The following is an 11875-nucleotide window of genomic DNA, read 5'->3' as shown; positions in this document are numbered from 1 at the left end:
GACCGGCGCGGTGCGACACGCGCGCGGGACCCCGGTCCACCTCGCCGCACTCCTCATGCTCCTCACCGTGCCGGGCGAACAGGGCGTGGCGCAATCGCTGTCGGGCTTCGCCGTCCGCAAGGCCGAGCAGTTGCTGCGGGACAAGCACAGCTGCCTTGGCTGTCACCGCCTCAAGGGTGAAGGGGGACAGCTGGCACCGGCGCTCGACGACGTGCGCGGGCGGCGCGATGCGGCCTACATTGCCGCCATCGTGAGCGATCCGCAGCGGCTGAAGCCCGGTGTGAGCATGCCGCGCGTACGCATGCCGGCCAGCGAGCGCGCCCTCATTGTTCGCTATCTCGGCGGTGACCCCACCCGCATCGAAGTGCCCCCCGGGGCCTTGTCACCTGTGGCGCCGTCACCCACGGCGCCCGACGGCAAGGGGCTCTACGCGCAGTGGTGCGCCGGGTGCCACGGCACCACGGGTATGGGCGACGGTCCCAACGCGCAGGCGCTGCCCGTGCCACCGGCGCGCCACCACGATGCCGATGCCATGCGATGGCGCAGCGATGACGCGCTCTTCGATACCATTGAAGCAGGCGGTGCGATCATGAACCGGCATCACCGCATGCCCGCCTTCGGTGGAACACTCACTACACCGCAGATTCGCGCGCTGGTGGCGTACATACGCACGCTCTGCCGCTGTCAGGGACCGGCGTGGAGTCGCGACGGAGGGCCGCCATGACACGCACACGCCAACGAGCGTGGGTCGCGCTGGTGCTGCTGGGTGCGTGCACCACGGGCGCAAGCGACAACGCCGCCGGTGAGCAGGACACCACGCCGCTCACCGCAGTGGTGCTGGCCACGCCCACGGCGCCGCCACCGGAGTCGTTTGCGGGCAACGCCTCCTGCCTCACCTGTCATGCCCGGCAGGTGGAGCAATGGAGCCGCTCCACACACGGACGAGCCGGCGGTGTGCCGGGTAGCCCGACCAACGACGTGTCGGTCATCGCCCCCTTCTCGGGAGCACCCATCCGGTTTGCCGATGCTACGGTCACGCCGCGCCAACGCCGCGGGCGCTACGAATTCCTCCTGCAACGGGAGGGGGAAGCGGACACCGTCTTCATGGTGGACGGCGTCATTGGTGGTGGCCATATGGCGGGCGGCGGAACGCAGGGGTTCGTGACCAACTGGACCGACGGCACGGTGCGTTTCCTGCCGTTCGACTGGAGCAGGGACGGACGCCGCTGGTTCTGCAATACCGGCACGCGCAGCGACCAAGGCTGGCAGCCCATCCGCCCCACCATGCGGTTGGCCGAATGCGGAGACTGGCCCCCCATGCGCATCCTCGGCGACGAACCGCGCTTCAGCAACTGCCAGGGCTGTCATGGCAGCAACATCTCCGTGCAGTACGAGGCGCGCGACGGACGCTGGCGCACCCAGGTCGCCACGTACGCCGTGAACTGCGAGAGCTGTCATGGTCCTGCCGCCCGGCACGTGCGCCTCATGCAGCAGGGGAGCACGGGCGCGGACATCGGACTCGAGGCACTGGCGACGGTCGACAAGGAGCGCAGCCTCGCCACCTGCATGGGATGCCATGCCCTCAAGACGCAACTCGCAACCGGCTACACACCGGGAGCGCCGCTCACGCAGTTCTACTCCACCGCCCTGTCGCAACTGGGCGACCGACCGTTTACTCCGGATGGTCGCACACGTACCTTCGCGTATCAGGAGGGACACTACGCGAGTGATTGTTATCGCAACGGCGGCATGACCTGCACCAGCTGTCACGATCCGCATACGCAAGGGTATCGGACGGTCGACGGCGAGCCGATTCCGGGACGCACCGACGATCGACAGTGCACGAGTTGCCACGCCAGTAAACGCGACGAGCCGTCACGCCATACGCGGCACGCCCCCGACAGTCGCGGCAGCCGCTGCGTGAGTTGCCATATGCCGTACGAGCAGCAGCATGAACTGGGGCAGGCCGTGCGCTATGGCCGCAGCGACCACACCATCGCCATCCCGCGACCCGCCCTCGACTCGGCACTGGGACTCGTTGGTGCGTGCCGCTCGTGCCATATGAACCGGAGCGTGCGCGACCTCGAGGCGCAGGTCACTCAGTGGTGGGGCACGCTCAAGCCGCACGACCGCGCCGTGGGCGGGGTGCTGGCGGCCCAGGGGGTCACCGATATCGAGCGCGCCACGCCGCTGCTGCTCGAACCGCGTTCCACGCATGCCATGGCACAGGTTGCCGGCATGGGGGAGTGGCTCGAGCGGTTTGCCACGCCGCGCATGGAGCGCGTACCGGCCGAGTTCGAGGAACGGGCGCGCAGGCTCGCGGACAGCCCCAATCTCGATGTACAGGCGCTCGCCATGGCGCTGCTGCACCTCACCCGCGGTCATGTCGGCACCATCCGCCGGGAGCTGACCACGCGACTTGCCGCCGCGCCCGATGCATCGACGCGTGACGCGCTGCGCCGCCGCTGGGCCACCGTGCTTGGTGGCATTGGGGATGCCGCCCGTGATGCGGGCCGACCAGGGGAGGCGGTGGCCGCCTATCGCGCCGCGCTGGAGGTCACCCCCGATGCAGCACCGCTGCTGCGTAATCTGGGGCTGGCGCTGGCCGCGCAGGGCGACTGGAGCGCGGCGATGCGCGCGTACCAGCACTCCCTGCAAATCGATCCGCGGGTGCCGTTGGGGGAGGTGAACCTGGCGCTGGCACTGGAGCAGCAGGGCAACAGCGCCGGCGCGCGTGCCGCTTATGAGCGGGCCATCGCCGGCGATCCGACCGCCGCCGTGCCCTACCTCAACATCGGGACCATGCTGCTGCGCGAGGAGCGGGCGGCGGAGGCGCGCCCGTGGCTGGAGAAGGCCCTGGCACGTGATCCGGGACTGGCCACTGGCCATTTCCAGCTGGCGCTCGTGTTCGTTCAAGCGGGTGACCTTGCCGGTGCAGAACGATCGGCACGGCGGGCGCTCGGGCTTGATCCGACCCACGCCGAAGCCGCCAGACTACTCGAGGCACTGCGCGAGGCACGGCAGGAGCGCTGACCGTCTGGCCGGATCCTGCACAGGGCGCGCCGACCGGGATATTCCGATAGTTGGCATGCAGTAATTTCACATAAGCCGCCGAATGGTGTGCCGAGATGGGACTGCACGGGACGAAGGGACTGGACGAGTCATTGCCCGCTGCGGTTCGGCATCGTACAATTGCCGTCTTGTCGCTGCACCCGGTCCCCGGTTCATCTCGTCCCTGCAGGAGGCTAAGGAATGCCCGGAGCTCTTCTCGCACGAAGCACACGCTTCGTCGCCGCGTTGTTGCTCGTCCTGGCGGTGCCGCTGGCACCCAGCCACGCCCAAGGCAACACCGCGATCGTCGAAGGTCGTGTCACCGATGCGTCTAATCAGCGGCCGCTCGAAAACGTGCAAGTCACGATCGACGGTACGCAGCTCGGCGCCATGACCAACGCCTCGGGCAACTACCGGATCACCGGCATCCCGGTGCCGGGTGGGACCGCCGAGGTCGTGGTGCGTGTGCGCGCCATTGGCTACTCGCGTGAAACGCGCACGGTCACCGTGTCGGCGGGACAGACCACCAAGCGCGACTTTGCCGTCACGGTGTCGGCCATCCAGCTCAACCAGGTCGTCGTGACGGGGTCCGGTCAGAAGACGGAGGTGAAGCGCCTGGGCAATACGGTGGCGGTCATCCAGCCACCGGCCAACGCGCCCATCAACGACATCTCCAACCTGCTCACGGCGCGCGAACCGGGCGTCTCCGGCCTCGTGTCGGGCGGGCTGTCGGGCGAAGGCGCGAAGATCCGCATTCGCGGCAACGCCTCGCTGTCGCAGTCGAACGAGCCCATCATCTTCGTCGACGGTGTGCGTATCAACTCGGGCGGCGGCTTCGGCATCGGCACCGGTGGCGGCGGGTCGCCGTCGCGCATCGACGACATCGACCCCAGCACCATCGAGCGCGTCGAAGTGCTCAAGGGCGCCGCCGCGGCCACGCTGTACGGTACCGAAGCCTCGAACGGCGTGATCCAGTTCTTCACCAAGTCGGGCTCGTCAAGCTCGCCGCGCTGGACGATGCAGCTACAGCAGGACGCCGTGGACTTCGGCAACCGCGTCGCGCCCAACTCTGGTTTTGCGCGTCGTCAGGGGCAGGCCGACTCGCTGGCGACGTTCTGGAACAAGCCGGGGCTCCGACCGTTCGAGGTCTTCGAGGTACCCGTCTTCAATGACTTCATCACCGAGACGGGGCTCGGCAACACCATCTCCACGAGCGTGCAGGGTGGCAGCCAGAGCGTGACGTACTTCGCGTCGGGGCGCTACTACCGCGAGAACGGCCCGTTCGGCGGACGTGATCTCGGCCCGGCTCAGGACATCGTGCGCCGTATCCAGACGTCGGCCAACCTCTCGCTGGTGCCCACCAAGAATCTCCGGCTCCGCTTCAACAACGCCTACTACAACACGGCCAACGAAGCCCCCGAGAACAACAACAACATCTACGGCGTGAACTCGCTGGCCTATATGGCCCGCCCCGAGCTCGCCAACTGCAACGCGTCCACCTATGTCGCCCCGGGCAAGTGCTCCGGCGCCGGTAACGTCTTCGGCAACCAGGCGTTCATGACGGTGCGCGAGGCCATGCAGCAGACGAACCGGACGGCCACGCAGCGCTACGTCGGCACCTTCGATGCGTCGTACACCGCCACCGAGCGCCTCACACTCTCGTCGACGTTCGGCTTCGACTACGCCTCGCAGCGCGACTTCGGCTTCTCGGCGTTCGGTTACGATGTCGACCGCTTCACGTCGCTCAACCCCGACGGCTCGCGGTCGGTGTTCTCCGGGGGCACGCGTGTGCTCACCCTCGACAGCAAGGTCGCCTACAACCGCGATTTCGGTCCGTTCACCACGAGTAACGTGGCTGGTCTGCAGGTGTTCAACAATCGCACCGAGACCAACTCGGGCTCGTCCAACTTCTTCCCGGGTCCGGGTATCGAAGTGGTGGGGGCCGGCGGGCAGAACATCACCGCCGGTGAGTCGTTCCTGACCACGGTGAACGGCGGCTACTTCGCGCAGTCGCAGATCGGCTGGAAAGACTGGGTGTTCGGCACGATCGGTGGGCGCTACGACTTCTCGTCGGCGTTCGGTCAGGATGCCGGCGGCGTGTTCTACCCGAAGGTCTCACTCTCCGTGGTGCCGTCGGATCGCAACGGATGGAACAGCACGTTGCTCTCCACCTTCCGCGTGCGCGCCGCCATCGGCCAGTCCGGGCGCCAGCCGGGCGCCTTCGACCAGTTCACGACCTTCGCCCCGCAGGTGACCGCGGTTGGGTCGGGGCTCATTCCGTCGCAGCTCGGCAACCCCGACCTACGGCCGGAAATCTCCACCGAAATCGAAGCCGGCTTCGAAGCGGGGCTCTTCAACAACAAGGTCGCGCTCGAGTACACGGCGTGGACGCGCACGGTCAACGACGCGCTGGTGCCGCGCACCTTCCCCACGTCGGGTGGCTTCCGCAACGCGCAGCTCACCAACATCGGCCAGATCGACGCAAACGGCATGGAAATCAGCCTGCGCTCGCAGGTGATCAACAAGGCCACGAACAAGCTGGAGCTGTTCGCCAATGCGGCGTACCTGAACCAGACCCTCGCCAGCCTCGGGGGGGCGCCGCCCATCCGCGTGTCGGGGGGCTACGCGCGCTACCGCATCTACCTCAAGGAAGGCGCCCCGCTGGGCTCCATCTACGAGCCGCGTCTGGCCGGTGCGTGCGGCTCGGTGCCGGCCACCAATTCGGCCAACCGGCCCATCGCCTGCTACAACAGCGCCGACCAGCTGCCGATCAACTTCAACGGGCGCGGCACGGCCGCCACGCGCGCGGAACTGCTTGCCTATTTCGCGCAGCCCCGTGACATCCAGACGTCGGCCGTGCAGTCGGTGCTGCAGCCCCTGCTGGCGGACTACGACGGCAGCGGCATTCTCTTCGAGCAGAACGTGGGCAAGAGCATCCCCACGTGGACCGGGGCCTTTGGTGGCACGTGGAGCTTCGCCAACCACTGGAAGTTCCAGAGCACGCTCGAATACCGCACGGGCTACCTCATCTCCAACCTGACCGACGGCTTCCGACTCTCGCAGCACCCGTCCATCGGGTCCAATCGCCGCGAGTTCTCGGAGATCCAGGCCGTCATGCAGAACCCGGCCAGCACCCCCGAACAGCGTGTACAGGCGGCCGAGACGTACATCCGCGGCTACCGTCGTCTCCTGGAGCCGGGGCTCTATCAGGGACAGAACGGCAACTTCCTGCGCTGGCGCGAACTCGCCATCACCTACGACTTCGGCGCCGATCTCGCCAAGAAGATCGGATTCCGCAACGCCAGCATCACGGCTGCCGGTCGCAACCTGTTCCTCTGGACGCGGTACCCGGGGCAGGACCCCGAGTCGAACGAGAACGGCCGCGGCTCGGTCGGTGCGCTGCAGGACAACTTCCAGAACGCGACGGACGGCTTCGGCCTGCCGATCCCGCGTCGTGTCTCGCTCGCGCTGAACCTCAACTTCTGATCCGGAGCACGATCCCTCTATGCAGAAGCATTCCATGACGCAGGGAACGCGCTTCCGTCGCTCCATGGGCACCGCCATGGCGGTCCTGGGGACGATGACGCTGGCCTCCTGCACCGTGTTCTCCACGGAAGTGAAGAACCCCAACGCTGTCACCGAGGACGCCATTGCGACGGCGTCAGCGGCGGCGACCTCGCTCGTGACCGGCCTGTATGGCGCGGTGAACGCGGCTGGCAACCAGATCACCGGCACCAGCGGCGCCGCCGCCGACGAACTCACGTGGGTGGGTTCGCGCGAGTACTGGAACCTGCTCGACGTGGGGGACATCGGTGACCCGCTCAACGAGTACACCGACGGACAGTACCCGTTCGTGAGCCAGGCCCGCTGGATGACCAATTATGTCCTGCCCAAGCTCGAGGGGTACGATCGCACCGGGTCACTGCGCAACCGGGCCGACCTCGCGCAGGCGTACTTCCTGGGCGCCACGATCTACACCATGATCGGCGAGAACTACGAGGACTTCATCATCTCGTCCGATCGCGTGAACAGTGGGGCGCCGGTGGGTGAAGCGAACATGCGTGTCATGTTCGATTCCGCCATCGTCTACACGGGCAAGGGATTGGCGGTCGCCACGGCGCTCAACAACCAGCCGCTGCGGGCCCGCCTGCTGGCCATGCAGGCGCGGGCGAAGTGGTCGAGGGCGGTGTGGGCCACGCTGCGCGCGCCGCGTGGTTTCCCGGCCCAGCCGCTCATCAATGACGCCGGGGCCAACGCCGACGCCACCGCCGCCATTGCTGCCTTCGGCAGCAACAGCGCACGCTACCGCTTCGACGTCATCGCGCAGAATGCTGGTGGCTGGTTCTCGACCGGTTCCGAGATGAACGGCCGCCTCGAGATTCGGGCCGGCAACCGCTACATCATCCCCACCGCGGCGGGTACGCGTCCGGTAGATGGCGCGGCGGGCATCGCCATGCGCGATCCCATCACCAACGAGGTCGATCCGGTAACGCTCGCGAACATCAACGAGTGCTGCCGTCTCTCCTCGACGGTGAACGTGGGATGGACGGCCGTGTCGGCAAAGGAAATGCAGCTCATCCTCGCCGAGGCTGCGCTCGCCACGGGCAACACCACCGAGTTCGCCAGCCGCATCAATGCGGTCCGCACGGTGGATGCCCTTCCGGCGTGGACGCCGACCAGCGCGGTGACGGCACGGGACATCCTCGTTCACGAGCGCAACGTGTCGCTGTTCCTGCAGGCGCGTCGCCTCATCGACCACTACCGCTTCCAGATCCGGGCGGATCGGTGGGTGAGCACGCGGGGCACCCGACCGTGCTTCTTCCCCATTTCGTTCAACGAGCGGCAGCAGAACCCGCTGGCGCCACAACCCTCGCAGGATCGGCCGGCCGCGTGCCAGTAAGCGACTGACGCTCGTCCCGGCGCGCTGGTGATCGCCGGTACGAGGGATGGAGAGGACGGGATCGGGGGCGACCGCTTGGCGGCGCCCCCGATTTCGTTGGAGGGTTTTGGTGTGTGGCTCTGACCCCTCGCGCGTCGGCGCCGTAACTTGCAGCCGTACCCGCACCCGGTATTCGCCATGGCACACCCGTTTCATCGCCGTCGCCCGGCCGCGTTCACGGCCCTCACGCTCACCGCCTGGTCGCTCGCGCTGCCGCTCGTTGGCTGCTACCGCTACGTCCCGGTCGCAACGAATGTCACGCCCGCCCTCGGCGAATCCTCCGTGTTCCTCACCGGCGCCGGATCGACCGCGGTTCAGGGGAAGCTCGGCGAGAACGTCCGCTCGCTTGACGGTCCGATCACGCGCGTCACCGGCGACTCGATCGAACTGATCGTCACCGACGTCTTCACGCAGACCCGCGAACGCTTTCCGCAGAACGGAGTGCCCGTCACGATCGCCCGCGCCAACATCGAGCAGGTGCAAACGCGCACATTCTCCCGCAAGCGCACCTGGGGGCTCGTTGGCGCCGTCGTAGCCGTCCTTGTGCTCGCCCTCAGCGCCAGCACCGCCGCCAGCGCGTCGAGCGGCGGTGACGGGGGCGGTGGCATTCAGCCCTGAACGTTCCTCGGTGCGCCATCGTGTACACGGTTTCCTCTCTTCCCTCCCCTCGAGTCTGCCCATGACCACTCGCCGCGATTTCCTCGCCACCTCCTCTGCGTCACTCGCGGCGCTCGCCGTGACCGGATGCGATCAGGCCAACGCCAACGTCAGCACCACGCCAGTGCCCAGTGACCTGCCGCCGGCGATTGCGGCACTCACGCCCATGAAGGACGGGGTCGTCCCCATCTCGGTGGACGAACGCAAGGCACGCCTGGAGAAGGCGCGGCGACTCATGACCGAGCAGCACATTGACGCCCTCATGCTCGCCGGTGGCACCAGCATGGAGTACTTCACGGGAATGCGCTGGGGGAACAGCGAGCGGCTGCTTGCCGTGGTGATTCCGGCCAAGGGGGCGCCGTTCCTTGTCACGCCGAAATTCGAGGAGGAGCGTGCCCTCGAGCAGGCCACCATGGGACCCCTCGGCATGGACGCCACCGTCTATGCATGGGAAGAGCACGAGGATCCGTGGGCATTCTTCGGCAAGGGGCTGCGTGACCGTGGCCTGGCGACAGCCACCATCGGGGTGGAAGAGACGGTCAAGTTTCAGTTCAGCGACGGCGCCGCGCACATTCCCCAGGTGCGCACCGTCAGCGGAACGCCGGTGACCGCTGGATGCCGCATCACGAAGGACGCGCACGAGTTGGCCCTCATGCGGCACGCCAGCAAGGTCACCCTGCGCGCATACGAGGCGGCATACCGATCGCTCAAGGAAGGGATGACGCAGGATGACTTCGAGGATCTCGTCCAGCTCGCGCACAAGCGACTCGGCTATAGCGGCAGTGCCGGGGTGCAGGTGGGCAAGTACAGTGCCCTACCCCACGGAAGCGCCACCCCGCAAGTCGTGCAGGAAGGCAGCATTCTCCTCATCGACGGCGGCTGCAAGGTGGAGGGCTACAGTTCGGACATCTCCCGCACGTTCGTCCTCGGCAAGGCGACGCAGCGGATGAAGGATGTCTTCGAGATTGAGTTCAAGGCGCAGAGTGCCGCGCTGGCCGCGGCGAAGCCGGGGGTGCCCTGCGAAGCCGTCGATGCCGCCGCGCGCAAGGTGATCGTCGATGCCGGCTTTGGTCCCGACTACAAGTACTTCTCACATCGGGTGGGGCATGGCATGGGGATGGACGGGCACGAGTGGCCCTATCTGGTGCGCGGCAATACCATGCCGCTCGCGCCCGGCATGGTGTTCTCAGACGAACCGGGCATCTACATCCCCGGTGAGTTCGGCATTCGTCTCGAGGACGACATGGTCATCACGGAGAGCGGTGCCGAGCTGTTCACGCCCCAGTCGGAAAGCCTCGAAGAGCCGTTCTGACATCGCCGTGGGACGGTGTGGGACCTGCTAGCTTTTCTGGCATGCCCGCGCTGATCGTGGCCTTCGACGGCGTTCTTGCCGACACCCTTCCGTTGCGAGCGCATGTGCTCGCCGACGCGGCGGCGGCCGAGTTCCAGCCGAGATCAACGGCAGCGGCGCTCGCCGTACTCCCAGGGCGCACCCTGCTGGAGGCCTCGCGGGCGCTGTTCGCCGCCGAGTTCGAGCGGGATCCCACCCTTCCCGAACTCGTCGCCCTGCGTGCGCAACGGGGGTACCGCCAGCTGGTGGCGCACGGCGTGCCGGTGCACTTGGCGGTCCGGGAGGAAATGGAGGCAGCGGGGCGTCGGGGCGATCGTGTCGTCGTACGGGCTGACGGCGAACGGCGCGAGGTGGAGCCGCTGCTCGCCCTGCTTGGGCTCGACCATACGCTCGCCTTCGTTCGATGCAGTGATGACCGGCCACTCGGAGCCGACGCTTCACTTATGCGCAGTTGGCGGGCCATTGACGGGCGGCTGAACGGACTCCGTCAGCCACCCTCCGAGCGAGTCGCGTGGGAACCGCAGGGAGCGACGACGACCGCCGTGGCCGGCGAGTTTGCGGCGCTCGTGCGCGCCTTCTGAGGAACGGCATCAGATTGATTCGTTCTTTCGCCTCGTTACACTAGAAGCGGTGTTCAGCCACGCGTGCGGAATGGACCGCGCGTCCTCGTCACTCACCGACCGCGCCAACGTCCATGCGCCAAGGAGCTTCGTGAGCGATCCGTCTGTGAACCCTGCTGCTTCAACGACCGGCCTGCCGAACGGCGCGGAGACACCACCCGTGGTGTATCCGGAACCGCTGAGCCGCGATGACGTCGAGGCGTACCACGACTTGCGGCGCGACGCGGTCTGGTTCGAGGGGATGAACCACTGGAGCAGTGTCGAAGGGCCGAAGGCCATGGAGGCGTTGAACGGCCTCATTACGAACGACGTGAGCGAATTGGCCGTGGGCATGGGGCTGCATGCGGTCGCGCTGACACCCAAGGGGAAGGTGGTGTGCGACATGTATGTGGTGCGCACCGCTGCCGACCGCTTCATGCTCACCGTACTCCGTCCGTACGCTCCGGCGTGGCTCGACCTGGCGCGCAAGTACATCAATCCGCGGTTGGCCAAGGTAACCGACGAGTCGGCACAGTGGGTCACCTACATGCTGTATGGGGAGCGGGCGGCCGCTGCCGTGGCGACTCTGGGGGGCGGTGCCCCCAGCGCCGCGCCGCTCGGCGACCTCATGGCCGGCACACTCGACGAGTGGCCCGTCTGGTCGCATGGGCTCTGGACCATTGGACCGGTATCGGTTCGGCTCATTCGCGCTCCGGTCATGGGTTCCCTGCCCGGCTTCGTCATCGTTGCCGACGCGCACGACGGCGAAGTGGTGCGCGGTCAGTTGCTGGCGTCCACGAAGCGCCACGCCTCACGTGCCGTCTGGAACGTGGCGCGCGTTGAGGGGGGACGTCCGGCATTTGGTGCCGACATGGACGAACACACCATTCCGCAGGAGGCGAATCTCGACACCCTGGGGGCGATCTCCTTCACCAAGGGGTGCTACACCGGGCAGGAGACGGTGGCCCGGGTGCATTTCCGTGGCCATGTGAACCGCCACCTGCGTGGCCTTCGCGCGGACCAGCCACTCCCGCAGTTTGCGCGGGTGTACGACGCCAGCGGTAAGGATGTCGGCGATGTGCGCAGCTCGGTGCTGTCCCCACGTCTAGGTCCGATCGCGATGGCCATGATTCGGCGGGAGGTGGCGCCGGGGGACACGGTGCGAGTGCACGACGGCATTACCGCCACGGTCGAGGCGCTCCCCTTCCCCGAGTGACCCGAGCGGCCTGCGGGGCCCGTGGAAGGGAAAGAAAAAGGGGGCCGCACCGAAGTGCGGCC

Annotated in this window: 8 protein-coding genes; all 8 read left to right on the top strand. The window is 67.2% G+C overall.

Going from position 1 to position 11875, the window contains the following annotated elements; all coding sequences use genetic code 11:
• Positions 1-10: 10 nt before the first annotated feature.
• The 8 genes from O9271_RS05945 to O9271_RS05910 all read left to right on the top strand — a co-directional run bounded on the left by O9271_RS05945 (position 11) and on the right by O9271_RS05910 (position 11813).
• Positions 11-724: a c-type cytochrome gene (locus tag O9271_RS05945; protein ID WP_298267094.1), complete on the top strand. Its 714-nt coding sequence runs from the start codon at positions 11-13 to the stop codon at positions 722-724.
• A complete protein-coding gene (locus tag O9271_RS05940) occupies positions 721-3033 on the top strand; it encodes a tetratricopeptide repeat protein (RefSeq protein WP_298267092.1) in 2313 nt (770 codons plus the stop codon). Before O9271_RS05945 ends, O9271_RS05940 begins: the two co-directional genes overlap by 4 nt.
• A 219-nt stretch (positions 3034-3252) precedes the next feature.
• The gene (locus O9271_RS05935) at positions 3253-6537 is read left to right on the top strand and encodes a SusC/RagA family TonB-linked outer membrane protein (RefSeq protein ID WP_298267090.1); all 3285 of its coding nucleotides are present in this window, start codon (positions 3253-3255) and stop codon (positions 6535-6537) included.
• A 19-nt stretch (positions 6538-6556) separates the two neighbouring features.
• A complete protein-coding gene (locus tag O9271_RS05930; RefSeq protein WP_298267088.1) occupies positions 6557-7951 on the top strand; it encodes a RagB/SusD family nutrient uptake outer membrane protein in 1395 nt (464 codons plus the stop codon).
• 177 nt (positions 7952-8128) lie between these two features.
• Positions 8129-8608, top strand: a complete 480-nt coding sequence (locus tag O9271_RS05925; protein WP_298267085.1) for a hypothetical protein — start codon at positions 8129-8131, stop codon at positions 8606-8608.
• A 61-nt stretch (positions 8609-8669) separates the two neighbouring features.
• Positions 8670-9959 (top strand): Xaa-Pro peptidase family protein, encoded by a 1290-nt coding sequence (locus O9271_RS05920; RefSeq protein ID WP_298267082.1) that lies wholly within the window; start codon positions 8670-8672, stop codon positions 9957-9959.
• 41 nt (positions 9960-10000) lie between these two features.
• Positions 10001-10579 (top strand): hypothetical protein, encoded by a 579-nt coding sequence (locus O9271_RS05915; protein ID WP_298267080.1) that lies wholly within the window; start codon positions 10001-10003, stop codon positions 10577-10579.
• Positions 10580-10709: 130 nt separating this feature from the next.
• Positions 10710-11813, top strand: a complete 1104-nt coding sequence (locus tag O9271_RS05910; protein ID WP_298267078.1) for a glycine cleavage T C-terminal barrel domain-containing protein — start codon at positions 10710-10712, stop codon at positions 11811-11813.
• Positions 11814-11875 lie beyond the last annotated feature (62 nt).

The sequence above is a fragment of the Gemmatimonas sp. genome (assembly GCF_027531815.1).
Lineage (GTDB): Bacteria > Gemmatimonadota > Gemmatimonadetes > Gemmatimonadales > Gemmatimonadaceae > Gemmatimonas.
This window is presented reverse-complemented; position numbering and strand designations above follow the sequence as displayed.